Source organism: Paracoccus liaowanqingii, assembly GCF_004683865.2.
GTDB lineage: Bacteria > Pseudomonadota > Alphaproteobacteria > Rhodobacterales > Rhodobacteraceae > Paracoccus > Paracoccus liaowanqingii.
This window is the reverse complement of sequence record NZ_CP040764.1, coordinates 201908-223432: the sequence shown is the minus strand read 5'-3', so window position 1 is coordinate 223432 and position 21525 is coordinate 201908. Positions and strand designations below refer to the sequence as shown.

The 21525-nt window shown below is 62.8% G+C and carries 19 protein-coding genes and 3 pseudogenes; 16 read left to right on the top strand and 6 right to left on the bottom strand.

Annotated elements, in window-relative coordinates; all coding sequences use genetic code 11:
* Position 1: 1 nt before the first annotated feature.
* Entirely contained in the window at positions 2–850 is an 849-nt protein-coding gene (bufB, locus tag E4191_RS21905; RefSeq protein WP_139616466.1) for an MNIO family bufferin maturase, read from the bottom strand.
* 67 nt (positions 851–917) lie between these two features.
* Positions 918–1223, bottom strand: coding sequence for a BufA1 family periplasmic bufferin-type metallophore (locus E4191_RS21900; protein ID WP_135819150.1), 306 nt, complete (start codon positions 1221–1223; stop codon positions 918–920).
* Positions 1224–1564: 341 nt separating this feature from the next.
* Here E4191_RS21900 and E4191_RS21895 point away from each other — a divergent pair, with 341 nt between their 5' ends.
* Entirely contained in the window at positions 1565–2566 is a 1002-nt protein-coding gene (locus E4191_RS21895) for a sensor histidine kinase (RefSeq protein WP_228461901.1), read from the top strand.
* A 217-nt stretch (positions 2567–2783) separates the two neighbouring features.
* Here E4191_RS21895 and E4191_RS21890 read toward each other — a convergent pair.
* A pseudogene (locus tag E4191_RS21890) lies at positions 2784–3207 on the bottom strand (transposase); the annotation flags it as partial.
* Positions 3208–3443: 236 nt separating this feature from the next.
* On the opposite strand from E4191_RS21890, the gene istA reads away from it, so the two are divergent.
* The 3 genes and pseudogenes from istA to E4191_RS21875 all read left to right on the top strand — a co-directional run.
* The gene (gene istA / locus E4191_RS21885) at positions 3444–4931 is read left to right on the top strand and encodes an IS21 family transposase (RefSeq protein ID WP_176562851.1); all 1488 of its coding nucleotides are present in this window, start codon (positions 3444–3446) and stop codon (positions 4929–4931) included.
* The gene (gene istB, locus E4191_RS21880; RefSeq protein WP_139616433.1) at positions 4928–5692 is read left to right on the top strand and encodes an IS21-like element helper ATPase IstB; all 765 of its coding nucleotides are present in this window, start codon (positions 4928–4930) and stop codon (positions 5690–5692) included. Before istA ends, istB begins: the two co-directional genes overlap by 4 nt.
* A gap of 140 nt (positions 5693–5832) precedes the next feature.
* A pseudogene (locus E4191_RS21875) lies at positions 5833–6867 on the top strand (IS3 family transposase); the annotation flags it as partial.
* Here E4191_RS21875 and E4191_RS21870 read toward each other — a convergent pair.
* The 3 genes from E4191_RS21870 to E4191_RS21855 all read right to left on the bottom strand — a co-directional run bounded on the left by E4191_RS21870 (position 6834) and on the right by E4191_RS21855 (position 9503).
* The gene (locus tag E4191_RS21870) at positions 6834–7403 is read right to left on the bottom strand and encodes an IS630 family transposase (RefSeq protein WP_176562850.1); all 570 of its coding nucleotides are present in this window, start codon (positions 7401–7403) and stop codon (positions 6834–6836) included. The pseudogene E4191_RS21875 and the gene E4191_RS21870 sit on opposite strands and share 34 nt — an antisense overlap.
* 540 nt (positions 7404–7943) lie before the next feature.
* The gene (locus tag E4191_RS21860; protein WP_139616430.1) at positions 7944–8867 is read right to left on the bottom strand and encodes a hypothetical protein; all 924 of its coding nucleotides are present in this window, start codon (positions 8865–8867) and stop codon (positions 7944–7946) included.
* Positions 8868–8891: 24 nt separating this feature from the next.
* Positions 8892–9503, bottom strand: coding sequence for a DUF927 domain-containing protein (locus tag E4191_RS21855; RefSeq protein WP_228461915.1), 612 nt, complete (start codon positions 9501–9503; stop codon positions 8892–8894).
* A gap of 94 nt (positions 9504–9597) precedes the next feature.
* Between E4191_RS21855 and E4191_RS21850 the strand changes: the two are divergent.
* The 12 genes and pseudogenes from E4191_RS21850 (at position 9598) to minE (ending at position 21507) form a co-directional block, all read left to right on the top strand.
* Positions 9598–10642: pseudogene (locus E4191_RS21850) on the top strand (IS5 family transposase).
* Between the two features lie 1172 nt (positions 10643–11814).
* A complete protein-coding gene (locus E4191_RS21845) occupies positions 11815–12828 on the top strand; it encodes a LacI family DNA-binding transcriptional regulator (RefSeq protein WP_139616428.1) in 1014 nt (337 codons plus the stop codon).
* 69 nt (positions 12829–12897) lie between these two features.
* Positions 12898–13566 (top strand): amino acid ABC transporter permease, encoded by a 669-nt coding sequence (locus E4191_RS21840; protein WP_139616427.1) that lies wholly within the window; start codon positions 12898–12900, stop codon positions 13564–13566.
* Between the two features lies 1 nt (position 13567).
* Positions 13568–14224, top strand: coding sequence for an amino acid ABC transporter permease (locus tag E4191_RS21835; protein WP_139616426.1), 657 nt, complete (start codon positions 13568–13570; stop codon positions 14222–14224).
* Between the two features lie 23 nt (positions 14225–14247).
* A complete protein-coding gene (locus E4191_RS21830; RefSeq protein ID WP_139616425.1) occupies positions 14248–15036 on the top strand; it encodes a transporter substrate-binding domain-containing protein in 789 nt (262 codons plus the stop codon).
* A gap of 52 nt (positions 15037–15088) precedes the next feature.
* Positions 15089–15820 (top strand): amino acid ABC transporter ATP-binding protein, encoded by a 732-nt coding sequence (locus E4191_RS21825; RefSeq protein WP_139616424.1) that lies wholly within the window; start codon positions 15089–15091, stop codon positions 15818–15820.
* The gene (locus E4191_RS21820) at positions 15817–16737 is read left to right on the top strand and encodes an NAD(P)-dependent oxidoreductase (RefSeq protein WP_139616423.1); all 921 of its coding nucleotides are present in this window, start codon (positions 15817–15819) and stop codon (positions 16735–16737) included. Before E4191_RS21825 ends, E4191_RS21820 begins: the two co-directional genes overlap by 4 nt.
* A 1-nt stretch (position 16738) precedes the next feature.
* Complete coding sequence (locus E4191_RS24655; protein ID WP_269436686.1) at positions 16739–17281, top strand: PfkB family carbohydrate kinase; 543 nt, start codon at positions 16739–16741, stop codon at positions 17279–17281.
* Entirely contained in the window at positions 17278–18024 is a 747-nt protein-coding gene (locus E4191_RS21810) for a fumarylacetoacetate hydrolase family protein (protein ID WP_139616421.1), read from the top strand. Before E4191_RS24655 ends, E4191_RS21810 begins: the two co-directional genes overlap by 4 nt.
* Before the next feature lie 1622 nt (positions 18025–19646).
* Positions 19647–20387 carry a septum site-determining protein MinC gene (minC, locus tag E4191_RS21805; protein WP_139616420.1) on the top strand — a complete coding sequence of 247 codons (741 nt, stop codon included), beginning with the start codon at positions 19647–19649 and terminating at the stop codon, positions 20385–20387.
* A complete protein-coding gene (gene minD / locus E4191_RS21800; RefSeq protein ID WP_135819248.1) occupies positions 20384–21232 on the top strand; it encodes a septum site-determining protein MinD in 849 nt (282 codons plus the stop codon). The genes minC and minD overlap by 4 nt, the downstream gene beginning before the upstream one ends.
* On the top strand, positions 21229–21507 hold the full coding sequence (minE, locus tag E4191_RS21795) for a cell division topological specificity factor MinE (RefSeq protein WP_176562849.1): 279 nt from the start codon (positions 21229–21231) through the stop codon (positions 21505–21507). Before minD ends, minE begins: the two co-directional genes overlap by 4 nt.
* Positions 21508–21525: the final 18 nt, after the last annotated feature.

Below are 21525 nucleotides of genomic sequence, written 5' to 3'. Positions count from 1 at the left end.
CTCAGCCGGCATGGGCAAGCACCCGGGTCAGGATCCGGTCGGCGCGGGCGGCCTCGGCGGCCAGGACCGGCCAAGCGGGCAGGTCGCTGTCCCATTCGACCAGCGTCGGGCGGGGGCCGATGCGGGCGATCACCTCGGCATAGAGCGTCCAGACCGGATCGGCCACCGCCGCCCCGTGGCTGTCGATCAGCAGCGGGCCCGAGGGCAGGTCCTCGGAATCGTGCCCGCCCAGATGGATCTCGCCCACGGCGGCCATGGCGAAGCGGTCCAGATAGGCACGCGGATCGGTGCGATGGTTGGTGCAGGACACGAAGACGTTGTTGACGTCCAGCAGCAGCCCGCAGCCGGTGCGGAAGGCGATCTCGGCCAGGAACTGCGTCTCGGGGATGTCAGATTGCGCGAACAGGACGTAGGTCGCGGGATTTTCCAGCAGCATGCGGCGGCCGAGCCGGTCCTGCACCTCGTCCACATGCGCGCAGACCCGGTCCACCGTCTCCTGCGTGTAGGGCAGGGGCAGCAGGTCGTTGAGGTATTCCGTCCCGTGGCTGGACCAGGCCAGATGTTCGGAGAAGCTCTCGGGCTCGTAGCGGGTGCAGAGCCGCCGCAGCCGCATCAGATGCGCGGCGTCGGGCCGGTCCGCCCCGCCGATCGACAGCCCCACCCCATGGACCGAGATCGCGTGGTCGGCCCGCAGCGCCGTCAGCTGCGCATGGGGCAGCCCGCCCGCGCCCATGTAGTTCTCGGCATGGATCTCGAAGAACGAGACCGGGTGCGGGGCGCTGCGGATGGCCGCGAAATGCTCGGGCTTGAATCCGACGCCGGCGCGCGGGGGCAGGTGGGTCATGACGATCCTCCTTGGGACCTCGGGGGGAAGGCGGGCGCGCGCGGCGTCGCGCCCGGCCGGTCTTGGGCGGGGGTCAGGCGGGGATGTCGCGGGACAGCGGCTCCAGCGAGGCCGCGCGGGCGCTGCCATCCTCGGCAGCGGGCAGCTCCATCGACAGGCAGGTGCCCGCCGGGACCAGGGTCCAGGCGTTGCCCTGATAGTCGACGGTCGAGGTTCCGGCGCAGGTCGTTCCCGGTCCCGCCGCGCAGTCGTTCTGCCCGGCGGGCGAGACGCCGAAGCATTTCTCCATCTCCTGGGCCTGCACGGGGGTCGTGGCCATGGCGCCGATGGCACAGGCCAGCGTGGCGCCCAAGGCGAGGCGCGAGGTCGTTGCGGTCATGTCGGTTCTCCCTATCACGGAAGGGCGTCAGGCACCTTCCTGAAGGGCAGATCGCCAAGGATGCGGGCGGTGTTACAGGGCGGGTGCAGATTGTTTTTTCCGGGCCGTCGGGGTGCCATCCTTCCATCCGTCCGAGACGGAAAACAGCGCAGGCGTTCGCGACATCCGCCCGCATCAGGGCATGCGGGGCTTTCGGACACCCGACCGCCGCCGAAACCCGCAGGGGCCGGTGCCGTGGCCGACAGGGGCCGCGTCTTCCCCGCCGGAACGGTTGACACGGGGGCAGCGCCACCGCATGAACAGGCGAACCCGCCCGTCCGTCCTTGGAAAAGCGCCCGATTTTGACAGAGCTTGCCCCGATCGACCCCGAATGGGGATATGACGTCCTGCGGCGGGCGATCGATGCTGCGGGCATCAGCCTGTGGACGTGGAATGTCGACACCGACGAGTTCGCGATGGACGACCGGGGCCATGACCTGTGGGGGATCGAGGACCACGCCGCGCTGACCTTCGAATCCCTGTCCGGCAAGATCCACCCGGCCGACCGCAACCGGGTCCGGGCGGCCTTTGCGGCGACGCGGGCGCTGGTCGGGTCCTACGAGATCGATTTCCGCACCGTCCACGGCTCCGAGGTCCGCTGGATCTCGGCCCGGGGCAAGGGCGACGATGCCGGAATCGAGAAGCGCAAGGTCTCGGGCGTGTTTCTCGACATCACCGACCGCAAGCAGGCCGAAGAGGGCCACGAGCTGCTGGCCGGCGAGATGAGCCACCGCGTCAAGAACCTGCTGGCCATCGCGACGGGGCTGACTCGGATCACCTCGCGCTCGTCCAGCTCGATCGAGGACATGACCACGCAGCTGATGACCCGGCTGACGGCGCTGGACCGGGCGCATGATCTGGTCCGGCCGCTGCCGGGCGGGCAGGGGCGCACGGCGCTTCTGGGCGACATCTTCACGGTGCTGCTGACGCCCTACGACGATGACGGCGCGTTCTCGGGACGCATCCGCGTCGCGGTGCCGCGGATGGGGGTCGGGCAGGACACGGCGACGGCGCTGGCCCTGGCGGTGCACGAGCTGGCGACGAACTCGGTCAAGTACGGCGCCCTGTCGGTCGATGACGGAACGCTGGACATCTCGGGCACGACGGCCGGGGAGGACGTGCAGATCACCTGGACCGAGCAGGGCGGCCCCGCGGTGGCCGCCCCGCCGCAGATGGGCGGCTATGGCAGCAGCCTGGTCCGGCAGACGATCGAGGGGCAGCTGGGTGGCTCGGTCCGCTACGACTGGTCCGAAAGCGGGGCGATCATCACCTTGGTGGTGAACACCACGCGCATGGCGGAGTGATTGCTGCTGCGGTCAGGCCGAACCTCAACTCGGCTTGTTACGGTTGACCCGATTTCGAGGCATGACCAAAAACGCCCTAAATGGCTTATACCGGCGACCCACCCCTCCAGGCCCCTTGCCGATGAGGAAGCCTGCTGGTTTGAGCGGTATCTGCAGAGCGCCCGCCTCGGGCATTGCTGCAAAGCTCGGCGTTAAGGCGTGTTTTCCCCTTGCCCCGCTAACGGTAGGCCACGCGCTTGATCTCGGCAGTGCCGAGCGGGTTGAAGCGGTTCATGAGCGCGATGCGGATGTGGACTTCGGCCGTCTGTCTGTCCGGGTCTCGCGAGGCGATCCGTTCGCCGAAGGCCTTTAGGCAGCGCATCTTCGCTTGGATCCGATTTCGGGCGTGATAGCCGGACCAGTGCTTCCAGTTGGCCCGCCAATTGCGCTTGCTCGCCGGCAGGATGTCATTGCGGTGACGGGCGGCAGGGCCACTCCTCTTTCCAGAGGCGTCCGTTCCTGCGGAAGGGTATGACGGCCGTGCCGTCGCGATCACGATTGCGGTGTGGGCAGCCCCGGGTGCCGAAGGCGCCGTCGCCAGTCGCGGTGCCGATCTGTTCGTCGGCCGGGATCTGGTTCATTGAGTCAGGCAATGAGGAGGACAAGAGAACAGTCCGGTGGAATGTTTTGCCGACGAATGGGGAGTGTCATGAACTTTGTGTATCTAGAGCATTTCGGTCTTAACCTAATACATACCCTGCCGCGTTGAAGTAGTTCCAGTGAGAACGGCGGTGCAAAGATCGGCCACGGTAGCGGCGGGATGACCCTGCTGCGGGCGGCGTAAAAGTCGTCCACCTTTACCCTTTCTGGCGACAGGGAGGGCGGGAGGATTTTCACCGTGGACTTGTATCGTAGAGTGCGATTGGCCTGTGCCGAGGGGATGAGCCAGCGCGAGGCAGCGCGTCATTTCAACATCGCGCGCGACAGCGTAGCCAAGATGATGACGTTCTCGGTTCCGCCCGGATATCGGCGGACGGCCCCTGTGAAGCGGCCGAAGCTGGATGCCTACACCGGGATCATCGACGGCTGGCTGGAGGGCGATCGGGAGGTCCATCGCAAGCAGAGGCATACGGCGAAGCGGGTGTTCGAGCGGCTTCGCGATGAGCACGGGTTCGCCGGCGGCTACACGATCGTGAAGGACTACATGCGGGAGCGCGAACGGCGCGGCCGCGAGATGTTCGTGCCGCTGGCACACCCGCCCGGACATGCCCAGGCCGACTTCGGCGAGGCGGTGGCCATCATCGACAGTGTCGAGCAGAAGGCGCATTTCTTCGTCATGGACCTTCCGCACGGCGATGCCTGTTATGTCAGGGCCTATCCAGCGGCGACCGCGGAAGCCTGGGTTGACGGTCACGTCCAGGCCTTCGCATTCTTCGGCAAGGTGCCCGCATCGGTCCTCTACGACAACGACCGCTGCCTGGTTGCGAAGATCCTGCCGGACGGGGCGCGCCAGCGAGCCACGCTCTTCAACGGGTTCCTGTCGCATTACCTGTTCCGCGACCGCTACGGCCGCCCGGGCAAGGGGAATGACAAAGGTAACGCTGAGGGCTTGGTTGGCTACTCTCGCCGCAACTTCATGGTGCCGATCCCGCAGTTTGCGACTTGGGACGCGTTCAACGCCCATCTGGAGGCGCAATGCCGCAGGCGTCAGGGGGATGTCCTGCGCGGCCAGTCCGAGACGATCGGCCAGCGCCTTGGGCGGGATCTGGCTGCGATGTCCGACCAGCCGGCCGCACCGTTCGAAGCCTGCGATCAGGCCACTGGCCGGGTCAGCTCGCAGGCGCTGGTGCGTTACAGGACCAACGACTATTCGGTGCCGGTCGCTTACGGACACCGCGATGTCTGGATCAGGGGCTATGTCGCCGAGGTCGTGATCGGCTGCGGTGGCGAGGTCATCGCACGTCATCTCCGCTGCTATGACCGCGAGGACATGGTCTTCGATCCGGTGCACTATCTTCCGCTCATCGAGCGCAAGATCAACGCCCTGGACCAGGCGGCGCCCCTGGCCGAGTGGGATCTACCACCAGAGTTCGCGACCCTACGCCGACTGATGGAGGCGCGGATGAACAAAGTCGGACGCCGCGAGTATGTTCAGGTTTTACGCCTGCTCGAGACCTTCTGCCTCGACGACCTGCACGCCGCTGTGAAGAAGGCGCTGCAACTGGGTGCCGTCAGCTTCGATGCCGTTAAGCACCTTGTGCTCTGTCAGGTCGAAAGGCGTCCGCCGAAGCTGGACCTTGATGTCTACCCCTACCTGCCGCGCGCCAACGTCGCGACCACATCCGTGGCGAGCTACATGTCCCTGCTGTCGGGAGATGTAGCATGACTGAAGCCCCGAGGATCCTGCTCACCCACCATCTGAAAACGCTGAAGCTGCCGACGTTCCTGCGGGAGTATGAGAAGGTTGCGCGCCAATGCGCCGCCGAAGGGCTGGACCATGTCCAGTTCCTGTCGCGCCTGGTCGAACTGGAACTGATCGACCGCGAGCGGCGGATGGTCGAGCGACGCATTAAGGTCGCGAAGTTCCCGACAACCAAGAGCCTCGACAGCTTCGACTTCAAGGCGATCCCCAAGCTCAACAAGATGCAGGTGCTGGAATTGGCCCGCTGTGAATGGATCCTACGGCGCGAGAACGTCATCGTCCTCGGGCCGAGCGGCACGGGCAAGACCCATGTTGCCCTCGGACTGGGGCTGGCCGCCTGTCAGAAGGGCATGGCGGTCAGCTTCACCACCGCCGCGACGTTGGTCAACGAGCTGATGGAGGCCCGCGACGAACGCCGCCTGCTCCGCCTGCAAAAGCAGCTGGATGGCGTCAAGTTGCTCATCATCGATGAACCAGGCTTTGTGCCGCTGTCCAAGACCGGTGCCGAGCTCTTGTTCGAGCTCATCTCTCAGCGCTATGAGCGCGGTTCCAAGATGATCACCAGCAACCTGCCATTCGACGAATGGACTGAAACCTTCGGCACCGAACGCCTGACCGGCGCATTGCTCGATCGACTGACCCACCACGTCAATATCCTCGAGATGAACGGCGACAGTTATCGGCTCGGACAAAGCCGCGCCCGAAAGGCCGAAGCAACCACATAATCGCACCTTGCGAGATTGGCCCTGCGGGCCAAAGCGCCATGGCACGCGCCAGCTATTTGGGGAGCGCGCGCGCCATGGCGCTTGGCGCCTCGCCACTGGCCTGGTTTTGCGCCGCCGCGTGGCCGGTTTTTACGCCGCCGTTGACAGACGAGATGCGCCGGCTGAAGGCACTGGAAGACGAGAACAGCCGGTTGAAGAAGATTGTGGCCGACCTGACCCTCGACCGGGAGATGTTGCGAGGCACGTCATCCGCCGAAAGCTCGTTCGCCAGCCGGCTTGAACCGGTGGCGCCTGCTGGCTCACCCTGCCCGGACACGGGAACTGGTTGACGGGATGTTGGTGGGCTGGGGCATATCGATCCGCCGGGCATGTGAGGCCCTGCGCTTTGACCCGTCGAGCTACCACTACAAGTCCCGCCGAACCGGGCAGGCCGCATTGGAACTGAGGATCCGGGAGATTTGCGAAACACGGGTGCGCTACGGATATCGGCGTGTCCATGTCTTGCTGCGACGGGAGGGCTGGCAGGTGAACATCAAGAAGACGCGCAGGATCTACAATGAGTTGGGTCTGCAGCTGAGGAACAAGAATCCAAGACGTCGGGTGAAGGCGAAGCTGCGCGATGATCGCCAGGAGGCAGTCGGACCGAACGATGTCTGGGCCATGGATTTTGTTCATGACCAACTCGCCCTCGGCAACAAGCTGCGGATTCTGACGATCGTGGATACGCATTCCCGTTTTTGTCCAGCAGTCGACCCGCGCTTCGCTTACCGCGGTGAGGATGTGGTCCGGACACTGGAACGGGTCTGTGCCGAGGTCGGCTATCCCAGGACGATCCGGGTCGACGATGGCGAGCCGAATTTATCTCTCGCGATCTCGACCTGTGGGCTTATGCCAACGACGTTACCTTGGACTTCTCACGCCCTGGAAAGCCTACTGACAATGGCTTCATCGAGGCGTTCAACAGCAAGCTTCGGTCCGAATGCCTGAACGCGCGTCGCCATTGCCGCTCGGACCAATGGCGCGACAATGGCAACTTCATGAGCTTTGTGGACGCGCAGGAAAAACTGGAGACTTGGCGTAGGCACTACAACGAGGACCGACCTCATAGTGCGATCGGATATAACGTCCCGATCGCCCTGCATTATCCCGGCGGCGCAGCCAGCCCGTCGCCATGACCGAGCCGGAAAACTCCAGCATCCGGCGGTCCAAGGTTGGGGAGCAGCGCACGGAGATGCGCCTTCAGCTTCGAGAATGCCTGCTCGATGGGGGTCAGGTCGGGTGAATAGAGCGGCAGATACAGAAACCAACATTTGGCGTCACGGATGGCGTGAGTGGCCTCGATGTTGCGATGAGTGGCGAGGTTGTCGAGGATGACGACCGTGCCGGGCGTCAGTTCCGGGGCCAGGACATCGCGGACATAGGTCGCGAAGGCGGAGCCATCCATCGCCCCCTTTATCACCCAAGGCGCAATGAGCCCCTCCGACGTGAGGCCCGCAAGGAATGTCTGCGTCCCCCAGCCTCCGAAAGGCGCGTCCATCCGCAGCCGCTGGCCGCGGCGGGCGCGCCCCCGCAGTCGGGTCAGGTTCGTCTTCACGGAAGTTTCGTCGATGAACACCAGCCGTTCGGGCTGGCGACGCAGGAAGGGAATGCGCGGCTCCTGCCACGCGCGCCGGGCCTGCTTTACACAAGCGCGGTGCTGTTCGGAGGCCACCAACGATTTTTTTTACAACTGAAACCGAGCCGCTTGAGCAGCGCCGCAAGCGAGGAGTGATGCACCTTCACGCCCTCGGCCATGGCCAGCGCATCGCGCAGTTCAGAGAGCGTGATGTCCGGGTCCTTGGGCGACCAGCTCCTCGAGAAAGGCCTGATGCGGCGAAAGCTTTCCGCGCCCGCGTGGCCACCCCTGCGGCGCGGGCGCTGCCTCCCCGTGCTACCGGATCGCCCGGGCCCAACGAGACCCCGTCGCAGGCGAGAGCATCAATCGCGCCGCCGCAGCTCGTCCGCTCAAACCCTCTTCGAGACAAGCCTTGAACCGCGCGCGCAGCGCATTCGGCAACGGTGCTGACATGATCCATCCTCCCAGAAAGGATGAATCACAAGCAGGCCCCTTTGGAAATCCCCTGATTCCGGGTTTTGCAGAAACGCTTTAGATTGCAGGGTCGGCTGTCACTGCACACACCCGCATGGATCGTGCACTACTGGAAATCGGCATCTACCCCGTGACAATGGCCAAGGTGTGCATAAATGGCGCTTATGCTTCAAACTCGGCACGCAACCAATTTTTTCGAATGCGATATACGTTGGGACGACCCGGGATGTTCCGCCCCATCTTGTATTGCCAGGAATTGGTCTGGCCGCCGGGGGCCAGAATATTCCTTGCCGCTAACTCGATCATGGCCTCTCTCAAGCCTGGCATTGCATCGACATGCCCGGCCGTAAGATAGTAATGATCGTCATCTTGCCAGCCTGAGGCCAAATCGTAATTTGCAGACGGATGGACGGTGTTCGTCCAGACAAAACCAGTGCCGTTGTCATTCAGGAACGCCCTCAACTGACAAACAACATTTGCGGGTCCGCCGCCTTGGGCATCCGTGACATTCCAGAGGCTTGCGACTGTGCAGATCGCACTCATCTCCGTGCCCTCAGGCCAGGGAAGCAGTCCGAACCCAGTGGCCTTCTCACCCGCGACCGCCGCCAAGGCAAGCCGGCGAAGGGCCTCCTTCCGTGCAACATCCGTCACTGGTTCGGAGATCCCGGCCCGACGCTTGATTTCTGCAATGGCGTCCCGGATCCACGCGGGAAGCGCCGCCTCAATGTCCTCCCGCCTGTTAACGATAATCTGAGTGAATGCAGGCGCCAGATGACCATAATGGGTCCTAAATCCAACGTGCATTGCGGCCGCAAATCCTTGGTAGTCGGGATGTCCGTGGAGGTCATTTAGGCATCCGTAGCGCCCGATATCGGCTCTTATGTCGATGTTCCTGGCAATCATCGCCGCGGGGACCGTCCTGCGAAAGCGGTGGAGAAGTCCCGTCAGGGGCCTTTCGCTAGTCGACATTGTTACGCCGCGCCAGTCGTTTTCGTTTTGGGTGTAAATCCCGTCATCGCCCAAGCTGGTCAGATGGGCGAGGAGTTTCCCTGGCGGGTTTTCTGGCAAGGCGTCGAGGGCCAGCATTCCACCACGCGTCAGCGCGTTCAATCACTGCAAGGACTGAGATGCGTCCGACCAGCGAGCACCCGTCTCTGGAGAGCGGTCGGCGCTGGTGGCGACCGCGAGGATCAAGGACTTGCCGACCGGTCCGTTCGCGAAAAGGTTGAATACCGCAGTCTCGATGGCGGCGGATTTTAAAAGCGCGGGCATAATTGCAGCGCAAATCGCAAAAATAAGGAGATCATTGCCTAAGGCGAGACGGGCCACCTGCTCTTTCCATCCCGCGAACGTGCCGCCCGATATCATGTCCACCCGCTCAGGGTTGAACATGATTACAGGTTCGACGGAATGAGTTTGTCGCAAAATGGTTTGTCCATCAGCCCTAATGAATATTCTACCGCACGGAGTTTCCATCCAACCGGTTTTATCAACCCGCCATGCAACCGGCACATTTTCCCAGCTCCGCAACAATCTAATTAGATTGGTCTTTGAACCAAGGAGGCAAAAACCATGATCCACAAGCCTTGAGATTCCGTTGCGACTGCTTAGATCGAATTCTTCCAGAATCAGGGTCTTGATACCCCCGTCGCGTGCCGCGAAAGTCACCTTCAGGGCATAGCCGGACATATCTGGACGTCGTGCCCATTGCTCGACACGAATGATGTCGCAAACGGGCTTACGGGCACCTCGAAGAATTGCCTGACCCGTCTTGCTGCGGTATGAGTGAGGGTGATCGGCGGCTTGGATTTTGACGATGGCGCAGTTGGGTTTCTTTGATCTTTCGGACCGCTACGCGAGCCTGGACGCCAAGAGGGACCCACTGGTCGAGATCGACGTTGTCGTGCCGTGGGATGAGTTCCGCCCGACGCTGGAGCGTGTCTGGCGCAAGCCGGATGCAGAGCGCAAGTCACGTGCCGGGCGCAAACCCATGGATGCCGTGCTGATGTTCAAGACACTGGTGCTGGGCGCGCTTTACAACCTGTCCGACGACCAGATCGAGTATCAGGTGCGCGACCGTCTGTCGGCCAGGACGGTTTCTGGGCCTGGAGCTCGAGGACCGGGTGCCCGATGCCAAGACGGTCTGGCTCTATCGCGAGGCGTTGGCGCAGGCAGGCCTGGTGGAGACGCTGTTCAAGCAGTTCGACAGCTATCTGGCGCGACAGGGTTACATCGCGCGGGGCGGGCAGATCCTCGATGCCTCTATTGTCCCGGTGCCGCGCAACCATAATGCGCGTGATGAAAACAAGGCGATCAAGAACGGTGAGGTGCCCGAAGACTGGGCCGACAAGCCCGCCAAGCGGTCACAGAAGGACGTTGATGCGCGTTGGACCAAGAAGCACGGGAAATCCCATTACGGCTACAAGAACCATGTGAACATGGACAGCAAGCACAAGCTGGTGCGGCGTTACCATGTCAGCGATGCGGCCCTGCACGATAGCCAGGCGGTGGACCACCTGCTGATGCGGGGCAATACCGGCGCGGGGGTCTGGGCTGATCCCGCCTATCGGTCCGAGGAGATGGAGGCCAGGCTGCGCGCCTTGAAGCTGAAGAGCCACATCCACCGCAAGGGCATGCGCGGCAAGCCGTTGACCGAACAGGCTAAGGGGAGCAATCGGACCAAATCCTCGGTGCGTGCGCGGGTCGAGCATATCTTTGGCGCGCAAGCCAACGACATGGGCGGCACGCTGGTGCGCACGATCGGCATGGTTCGGGCGAAGGCCAAAATCGGGATGAAGAACCTGGCTTACAACATGCGGCGCCTTGGTCAGCTGCGCCGCCTGAACCCGTGCCCGGCCTGACCCCGGGGCACGGCAATCAGGCCAAGAGGCAGGAAACGCCGCGCGTGGCAGGCGCAGCACCGAAGACCACACAGCACGCAAGGACGCCGACGGGTGACATCATCCCTGCCTCAAGCCGCCCAACCTGTTATTCGAGGCCGGAAAGCGCAAAAATCGAGGTGCCCTGCAGGAACTGCTTAGCGATTTCTTCCTCCGAATCAAGAAGGGCGACGAGCTTAGCCGTCACGTATTTTCCTATCGCTATTCCAAAGTCCACCCTGCGTCCGTCCTCAGGTGCGCCGCTTGGACTGTTTCTCTTTTATTCATAGTCCATTGGACCATTGGACCGGCTCCTATGAAGTCGTCGATAATTCCAAACTCGGCGTGTTATTCCAGGATCTTCAAGGAAAATTTAACCGTTGCAATTTGTTCCGCGATGTCATTTTGCATCATGCAATAATCCCTTATCCACTCTAGCCTTATTGGATTGATATATAATTAGGGGGGTCTATGATGAAATATCAATGGTGAAAATTGATGCTGCAGCAGTAAATGAACGCCAATGCGTGCATATGTCGTCATAATGATGGCGTCTGTCTCGAATGCGGCACTCAGGCACAAGCTTACATCAACTTAGGCGATGACTAAATTTTTGTGCTTTTAAATAAATACAGGTTTTATAATCAGTAAAGTATTCTGGGGGGTCCTTATTTCAAGGTTCCACGTCAAGTTCTGAAGATCGTGTAGCGGAAGATGCCTTTCGGAGAATAGCAGCTTTACGAGCTACGGGCCGCTGCAACGGGGAGGTCCAGTCAAATTCTTTGCGATGATATGAAGAATTTTCATTTTAATGAATTAAAAAAACTGACTAAAATACGGCGATCTTCGTTTCCATGTTGCCACGTCAAATGAAAAATCAGTTTGTCGAAGTCGCTGCATCCAGAGTATGCCGATAATCGCGGTGGACTTCTCAGATAGTGTGGCTGCTATCCAAGGGGGCTGCGAGCCGAGTTGGGTCCACGATACTTCGCAAAAGACAGTCGTGCCGGCGACTGACACGCTCGGGCCTGATCTGGCGAGAAATGCGTGCCAATCGCATGGGGCTGACCGGTCGGGGCAGGTCCCCAGTAGCGCTTCAACGTCGGGCCTGGATCCGATAGCAATAGAGACATACCTGAAAAAGCAGTGCTTTCATGAACGCCAAACGTCCCACGCTTTACGACATCGCCTTGGTCGCGGGAGTCTCGCGGGCGACGGTCTCGCTTGTCGTGCGACGGTCCCCCCTTGTGGCCAAGCACACCCGCCTGCGGGTTGAAAAAGTCATGACCGATCTCGACTATGTTCGCGACATCGGTGCCGCCCGACTACGCAACAACAGCAGCCGGACGGTGGGAGTCATCGTTCCGAACCTATTGAACTCGTTCTTCACCGAATTCTTGTCGGGCGTCGAGCAGGTGATGCGCCAGCAGGACCGCGTCGTGCTGCTGGCCAACAGCGAGGATGACCCGCAGCGACAGGATGAGATCCTGCAGCGGTTCAGGGGGCACGGTGTGGATGGGGTGATCCTCTGCCCGGCGGCGGGGACGGATGCCGCGCTGCCGGAGCGGATGCGGCGTTGGGGGCTTCCCTTGGTGCAGGCCCTGCGCGAGGTCGGCGGGCAGGAAACGGATTATGCGGGCGCGGACTATGTCGCCGGCATCGGCATGGCGCTGCAGCACCTTGTTGCCTTGGGACATCGGCATATCGCGTTCCTATCGGTGCGCGCAATGACCTCGGCCAAGGCTGAACGGTTGAAGGGCTTTTCGCGGGCCCTGGCGGAAAACGGCGCGGTCGATGCGGGGATTATCGAAGCCGACCTGACGTGGGAGGACGCCGCCCATGCCGCCGACGCCGTGCTGGCCCTGACGTCGTGTCCGACGGCGGTATTGTGCTTCAACGATGTCTTGGCGGCGGGACTCATGCTGGGGTTACGCCGCGCGGACCGACAGCCGGGCCGGGATATCGCCGTCGTGGGCCTTGATGATCTGCCATTGGCGGAACTGACCTATCCGCCGATGACCAGCGTCGCCATGTGTCCCGCCCGGATCGGCACCGAGGCTGCCCGGTTGCTGACCCGGCGGCTTGCGGAACCCGGGCGGCCTATTGAGAGGTTCGTTCAGCCGCCAAGGCTGGTGGCACGTGAAAGCTCCGGCGGGCAGAGAGGTTGACACACGGCTCGTTTGCGTTTTAGATCGTTCTAAGTCGCAGGAAAATGACACATCCGCAGGGGAGGGCAGATGTATCGCTTCAATTTCCAGCCCGTTTTCGACAACCTGGACATGCTGGCCTACGGGGCTTGGCTGACCATCCAGCTGTCGTTCACGGCCATGGCCATCGGGCTGGTCGTGTCGATCCTGGGGGCGGTCGCAAAGACCTCGGGCATCCGGCCGCTGCGCTGGATCGTCGACGTCTATGTCGAAGTGATCCGCAACACGCCGTTCCTGATTCAGATCTTCTTCATCTTCTTCGGCCTGCCCGCGTTTGGTATCAGCATGTCGCCCAATACGGCTGCACTGGTGGCGCTGGTGGTCAATGTCGGCGCCTACGGGACCGAGATCATCCGCGCGGGCATCGAATCCATTCCGCAGGGCCAGATCGAGGCGGGACGTGCCTTGGCCCTGACGCCCACGCAGATCTTTCGCCATGTCGTGTTGAAGCCGGCACTGCGCAACATCTATCCCTCACTGACCAGCCAGTTCATCTATCTGATGCTGACTTCCAGCGTGGTCTCGGTCATCTCGGCCAATGACCTTGCGGCGGCGGGGGCGGACCTGAACGCGCGCACCTTCGCCAGCTTCGAGATCTATCTGGTGCTGACGATCATGTATTTTCTGCTCGCTCTGGGATTCTCGACCCTCTTCGGGACATTGCGGCGGGTGTTCTTCAACTATCCGGCGGGGCGCTGAGATGATCCGCGAATTCTCGTCCGTCGACCTGATCTTCATCGCGATGGCGATCCGCTGGACGCTGATCCTGTCGATCATTGCCTTTGTCGGCGGCGCTGCAGGTGGCCTTGTTCTGGCGTTGTCGCGCACCTCCCACAGCCGGGCGCTGCGTTTGGTGTCCATGTCCTTCATTCAGGTCTTCCAAGGCACGCCGCTGCTGATGCAGCTGTTTCTGGTCTATTTCGGGCTGGCCGTCCTGGGGCTGCCCATCGACCCGCTGGTGGCCGCTGCGGTCGCCCTGACGCTGCATGCCAGCGCGTTTCTGGGCGAGATCTGGCGCGGTGCCATCCAGGCCGTCCCTCAAGGCCAGTCCGAGGCCGCGACCGCGCTGGCCCTGTCCTACCGCGACCGGATGCGCCATGTCGTGCTGCCGCAGGCCATGCGCGTCGCCACCGCCCCCACGGTCGGGTTTCTGGTGCAGCTGATCAAGGGGACCTCGTTGGCCTCGATCATCGGCTTCACCGAACTGACCCGCGCGGGCCAGATCGTCAACAACGCGACATTCCAGCCCTTCCTTGTGTTTGGCACGGTCGCCGCGCTCTATTTCATTCTGTGCTGGCCGCTGTCGCTGCTGGCCCGCCGGATGGAGGCCCGGATGCGCCTGGCCATCACCCGCTGAGTTTTTTCGAGGAGGAGAAGACCATGAGACTGACCCGTCGCCTGTTCGCGGCCCTTGCGGCCACCACCCTGATCACCGCCCCGGCGCTGGCTGCCGATCTTCAGGCTGTTCGCGATGCGGGAACCATCCGCATCGGCATGCTGGTCGATTTCCCGCCCTTCGGCATTCAGGATGCCTCGGGCACTCCCGATGGCTATGATGCCGACGTCGCCATGGCGCTGGCCGAACATCTTGGGGTCGAGGCGCAGATCGTGCCAGTCACTGGCCCCAACCGCATCCCCTATCTGCTGTCGGGGCAGGTGGACGTTCTGGTCGCGTCGCTTGGCATCACCGCCGAACGGGCCGAGCGCGTGGATTTCTCGACCCCCTATGCGGGCATTGCCATCGGCGTTTATGGTGGCGCCGATGTGACGGTGGCGGGCCCCGAGGATCTGGCCGACAAGTCCATCGCGGTCGCCCGGGCCTCCACTCAGGACACAGGCGTGACCGACGTGGCGCCCGAAGGGACCGAGATCCGCCGCTTTGACGACGATGCAAGCGCGGTGCAGGCACTGATGTCGGGGCAGGTGCAGACAATCGGGCTCTCGAACGTGGTCTTTTCCCAGATCGCGGGCGTGGCAGGTGACCGCTTCGACAAGAAGTTCGACCTGTCCAGTCAGGTGCAGGGCATTGCCGTCGCCCCGGACTCGGACGCGCTTCTGGAGGAAATCAACGCCTTCGTGACCGCGGCGCGCACCGACGGCACGCTGGACGCCATCCATCAGGAATGGTTGGGCGAGCCGCTGCCCGACTTCGTCGCAACTGCGGAGTGACCGGACGCGCCCGGCCCTTGTGGCCGGGCGCCCTTTCCCAAGGGGACCCGCGATGACCGAACACGCCATCACCATGCGCGCCGTCAACAAGTATTACGGCGCCTTCCATGCGCTCGTCGACATCGACCTGACCGTCGAGCGCGGAGAGCGGATCGTGATCTGCGGTCCCTCGGGGTCGGGCAAGTCAACCCTGATCCGCACCATCAACCAGCTGGAGGCGATCCAATCCGGCCAGATCGTCGTGGACGGGATCGCGCTGACGGGCAGCGACAACGTGGCCAAGGTTCGCAAGGATGTCGGCATGGTCTTCCAGTCCTTCAACCTGTTTCCGCACATGACGGTGCTGGAAAACTGCATGCTGGCACCGATGAAGACCCGGAAGATCCCCCGCGCCGAGGCCGAGGCGACGGCCCGCCAATATCTGGAGCGCGTGAAGATCCCCGAGCAGGCCGAGAAGTATCCCGCCCAGCTGTCGGGTGGCCAGCAACAGCGCGTCGCCATCGCCCGGGCGCTGTGCATGAAACCCCGCATTATGCTGTTCGACGAACCCACCAGCGCGCTGGACCCCGAGATGGTCAAGGAGGTGCTGGACACGATGATCGATCTGGCCCGTGAGGGGATGACCATGCTCTGCGTCACCCACGAGATGGAGTTCGCCCGCGCTGTCGCCGACCGGGTGATCTTCATGGACAAGGGCGTCATCGTCGAGGAAAATGCCCCCGAGGCGTTCTTCGGCAACCCCCAGAACGAGCGTCTGCAGAATTTCCTGGGACAGATCGCGTGAACCGTCCCAAGGTTCTGGCACTTGCCTCCTTGAAGCCAGACGAGACGCAAGACCGGCTGCTGGCCGACTATGACGTTCTTTACGATATTGACGCTGCAACGGATGTGCGGATCGCTCTCACTTCGGGCGCTGCGGGCCTCTCGTGCGCGCAGATGGACCGGCTGCCGGCGCTGGAGCTGATCGCCGTGAATGGCGTCGGCGTGGACGCGGTCGACCTGGCCCAAGCCCGCCGTCGCGGCATCCGCGTGACCACCACACCCGATGTTCTGTCCGCCGCCGTGGCCGAGATGGCGCTTGGTCTTGCACTGGCCGTGGGACGCCGCATCGCCGAGGGCGACCGCTTTGTCCGGGCGGGGTCATGGGCCGCGGGCGAAAAACCCGCGCTTGGCAGGCCCGTGATCCAGGGGCGCGCCGGCATTCTGGGCTATGGCCGCATCGGGCACAGGCTTGCTGATCTACTGCGAGGTCTGGGGATGGATGTTCTTTACGCCGCGCGTTCCGAAAAGCCGAACAGCCCCGACGGCTTTCGTGCCGATGCGGAGGCATTGGCGCGCGACTGCAACCTGCTGTTCGTGACCACCGCAGGTGGTTCTGACACCCGCGGGTTGGTCGACAAGGCCGTGCTGAAGGCTCTCGGGTCCGACGGCATCCTGGTGAACGTCGCCCGCGGGCCGGTCGTCGATGCCGGGGCACTTGCCCGCGCCTTGCAAGCAGGCACCAGCGATGGTGCCGGGCTGGATGTCTTCGACGACGAGCCGAACGTGCCGCAAAGCCTGATTGATGCGCCGAACTGCGTGCTGACGCCGCATCTGGGTTCGGCAACGGATGCGGCCCGCGCCGCGATGGCCGCTCTGGTTCTGGACAATATCACGGCGCATGTCGCCGGACGCCCCCTTCCAACACCGTATGAGGACTGAGATGGAGTTCCTCTGCACAGGTGAACCCCTGATCGAGGTCACCAGCAGTCCCGAAACACCGGGATGTTTCGACCGCCGTGCGGGCGGCGACATGCTGAACACCGCGATCCACCTGGCCCGGCTGACTGCTTCCGGCAGCGTCGGCGATCTCTCCCGTTTGGGCGATGACGCGATGAGCGGTTTTCTGAGGGACATATTGGCCGAGGAGGGCATCACCGATCTTTGCACCACACAGCCTGGCGGCCGTCCCGGACGAGTTGGCCGTGCTGGACCAGGCAGATACGCTGGTGCTCTCGGGCGTGACCTTGGCAATGCTGCTGCCAGATGGGCGCGACAGTCTTCTGCATGCGTTGGAACGGCGGCAGTCGATACCACCGGCGCCGGCGACAGCTTCAACGCCGGCTGGCTGGCGGCCCGTCAGGCCGGCCTTGCGCCCGCCGATACCATTGCACGCGCCGCCCGCCTTGCGGCTGAAGTCGTCCAGCATCCCGGCGCGATCCTGCCGCGCCAAACCATGCCCGCAATCGAGGAGATGTCCGAATGACCCCGACCTTTGATCCGAAGGCCGCCGCGCGCGTGCTGCTGGACGTTCGTGCCGGAGCCCCACGCCCCGCGGGCCTTTCCGTGACGCCTCCCGATACGACCGCTGCCTATGCCGTGCAGTCCGAGGTCACGCGCCAGTTGGGAGGGCGTGCCAGCTGGAAGATGGCCCTCCTGGGCGGCCGCGACCGTCACACGGCCGCGATGCCCGGCAGCGAAGTCGTGGCCAGCGGCTGCACCCTCCCGGTGCTCCCCCCAGATGCAGCGATCGAGGTCGAGACCGCCTTCATCCTCGGCGCCGACCTGCCGGCTGGAAGCACGCCTGATGCAGCGCTCGAGGCGGTTGCCGAGGTCCGGCTGGCATTCGAGATTGTCTCATCCCGCTACCATGATCGGACATCCGTGCCACCACTGGAGGCCATGGCTGACTGCTTCAGTTCGGCGGGCATCGTGCTGGGCGACCCTATTCCCGATTGGCGAACCGATCTGGACCAGCCCCTCGGCCTGACACTGGCTCTGGACGGGCAGCCGGTCGCCACGACCGAACAGACCCCAACCCTGACCGGAACTGCAGATTTCCTTGCCTGGCTCGCGACTCATGCCGCAGGGCAGAACATGCAGCTCTCCGCGGGAACGGTCATTATTACAGGCGCGCGCATCGGACCGATCCCACTTCGCGGCGCGCGAGAGGCCCTTGCCTGTTTCGGGCCAATTCAAGTGAGGGCTGTTTTGTCTGGAGAAGCCTAGCTGACGCCTTGTGCGGATCGTGCCGCGAAAGCCAAGGCCTGCGACCGGTGTGGACCATGCAGGTCGCTGCGGAACGGTTCGCCCCCCGACATGGCATGGCGTTTGGGAGACGCGCGTAAAACTGAAAAGGCCTTGTTTGTCCCAAAGGAATCCCCAAGCTCAGGCCCGTCCGGAAGGTTGATGATCAGCCTGCAGACGCCAGGCAAGCCGAACGTTATGTTCGCTATCGGACGACGGGACACAGCGATGTCATTTTTCTCTTCATGTTCAGAACGGCTGTTTTCGTCAGTTCATTTTTTCTGTTGATTACCATCGCGAATATCGGCCGGGTCCTTCTCACCGACAGCAGCCTGAGCCGTTGGAGGAACGTATTACGGAGTTCAGTAAATGTTCCGTTTATAAATATTTTATAATTTCTCTATTTCACTGCGGATCTCCAAAGGGCATGATGATTACCGTTAATGTTTTTTTCAGGATTTGAAAATTAGGAACATCTTTACACACTTTTTGCATCTAACAAAAATTTAACAGAATTCAAATTGTGGTATGCGCGATTTTCAATATTTGCTTATTTATAACGAAAGAATTAAATATCAAAACCCTTGCGTCGTCAAAATTAGCGTGACGGTCTTGCAAAGGCCGTGCTGCCACTGAAAGGCGTTTAAAATATTCTTGAATTTCCAGTTTCAGTTTGAGCCCCCATGTAGCGGCGGGGCAGTCAGGAGCGCACGGCGTTTCAAAACACCCTGCGCGAAGCATCTGCCAATCTAATCGGAAATGCGCCGACGGCCCGCTCAGCCATCACAACGTATCACGCGACGATAGGCGTTCCCCTCTGCGTTGAGATCACGGCAAAGGCCCCGCGCTTCGATCTGCTCGCGGATCCGCTTTCCCTCCAAGCAGTCGGCAACCTCGCTGAGAGTGTCCAGATCGTCGGCATAACAAAGCTCGAGGCTTCCTCCATGCGGTCAATGATCCGGCGTTCGGCGCCCGAAAGGCCGCCGCCGGTGAGCATCAGAATAAGCGTGGCGAGAAACCCTGCGGCGAGGGCAGCGGCGACGAGGAGGTGGCGTCTGGAATGGGTTATGGGATGTCTACTGCCACAGGACAGAAACACGGCGCAGTTCGCGGCGCCGCGTCGGGGCCTGGGGGCTATGTCCCACCGAATGGCGTAGGAGCCCCGTCCTTCGGAGAGGTCCGCGTTGATCAGGGGCCACGGCGGGTACGGCCGTGTCCAGATACCTGATGACACAGAGCATCATCGGTCAGGGCAGAGGCGACAAATCAACTTTGCCAGTTCGCGACAATTCTACTTCGGTTCGACAATCAACGCTCGTGATAATCTGTCTTATGCATCAAAAAATCCCCATCCGTAGCAGCGCGGTCCCCGAAAGACCATCCTGACCCCTCCCGGTGATCAATCTCTGCCCAACCCCTCTATCGTCACGGCCAAAAATCCGGCAGGTTCCTGCTGAACATGCGCGGGGCGTCTTTCGTCGGGCGTCCGTTCATGATTAAGGGGCATGCAACAAGAGCGGTCCGACGCCGAGTCGCGATCCGCCACAGAGCAGGAGCAGAGTTTCGACGTGTCAGAACGGAACGCCCGGACGCGGCATGATCCCATGCCGGCCACCGTCGCCGCTTTCCAGGTGCGCGGCCGCTTCCTGACCGCGCTGGCCATCCGCATCGATACCGAGGCCGCAGGCGAGGCCTTCTATGCGCAATTGGACGACCAGCTGCGCCGCACGCCCCAGTTCTTCGCGGGCGCACCGGTGGTCATCGACCTCATCAATGCCCCGGGCTTCAGCGAGCCGTCGCGCATGCGCGAACTGGTCGAGAACCTGCGCGCCCGCGAGCTGCGCGTCTTCGGGGTCCAGAGCGCACGCGGCATCGACGCCGCCGCCCTGCAGGAACTGGGCCTGATCTCGGTCCTGACGGGCCGCGACGCGCCGCTGCCGCGCGAGGGCGTCCCCGCCCGTGCCACCACCGCCGCCGCCACGGCGGCTGCCCCTGCCGTTGCCGCGCCGCCCCCCGTCCAGAACAAGGTCATCCGCTCTCCGGTCCGCTCGGGTCAGATGATCGTCGCCGATCAGGGCGACCTGACGGTGATCGGCTCGGTCGCCTCGGGGGCCGAACTGGTCGCGTCGGGCAACATCCATGTCTACGGCCCCCTGCGCGGCCGGGCCATGGCCGGCTGCCACGGCGACGAGAGCGCGCATATCTTCTGCCAGAGCCTGGACGCCGAACTGGTGGCCATCGCGGGTCTCTACCGGACCAGCGAGACGCTGGAGGATGCCGCCCGGCAACGCTGCACGCATATATACCTGGAGGATGAAAAACTTCGCATGGAGGTGATCGCATGACGACAGAACCCAAGAAAACGCCGCCCCTCGGGCGGGTCATCGTGGTCACTTCGGGCAAGGGGGGCGTGGGCAAGACGACCTCCTCCGCCGCCATCTCGGCGGGGCTGGCCAAGGCGGGCTTCCGCACGGTCGTGATCGACTTCGACGTGGGCCTGCGCAACCTGGACATGACCATGGGCTGCGAACGCCGGGTCGTGTTCGACTTCATCAACGTGATTCAGGGCGATGCGCGGCTGAAGCAGGCGCTGATCAAGGACAAGCGGCTCGAGACGCTGTTCATCCTGCCGACCTCGCAGACCCGCGACAAGGACGCCCTGACCAAGGACGGCGTCGAGAAGGTCCTGACCGAGCTGAAGGCCGAGTTCGACTATATCATCTGCGACAGCCCCGCCGGGATCGAGCATGGCGCCCAGATGGCGATGCATTTCGCCGACGAGGCGGTGGTGGTCACCAACCCCGAGGTCTCGTCCGTGCGCGACAGCGACCGCATCCTGGGCCTTCTGAGCAGCCAGACCCACCGCGCCGAATCCGCGGGCGCCGAGCCGATCAAGGCGCAGGTCCTGATCACGCGCTATGACCAGGCGCGCGTCGACATCGGCGAGATGATGACCGTGACCGACGTGCTGGAGATCCTGGCCGTGCCGCTTCTGGGCGTGATCCCGGAAAGCAAGGCGATCCTGAAGGCCTCGAACGTGGGCACGCCCGTCGTGCTGGACGGCCCCTCGGCCGCGGCCCAGGCCTACGAGGATGCCGTGTCCCGCCTGACCGGCACCCAGGTCGAGATGCGCATGCAGGGCGAGCGTCGTCCGGGCCTGTTCCAGCGCCTGTTCGGACGTGCGTCATGAACCTGTTCGGATTCGCCCGCAAGAAGCCCCCGACCCCGAGCGCGCGCACGGCCAAGGATCGTTTGCAGATCCTTCTGGCCCACGAGCGCAGCAGCAGCGGCACCGCCGAGGCGGATTACCTGCCGATGCTGCAGCGCGACATCGTGGCCGCGATCCGCAAGCACGTCCCCATCGGAGACAAGGATGTCGAGGTCCGGATGGAACGCGGCGACCAGATGTCCAGTCTCGAGATCAACATCGAACTGCCCGCCGCCGCCGCGTCGACGACCGGCTGACAGCCTGACAGGACCGCC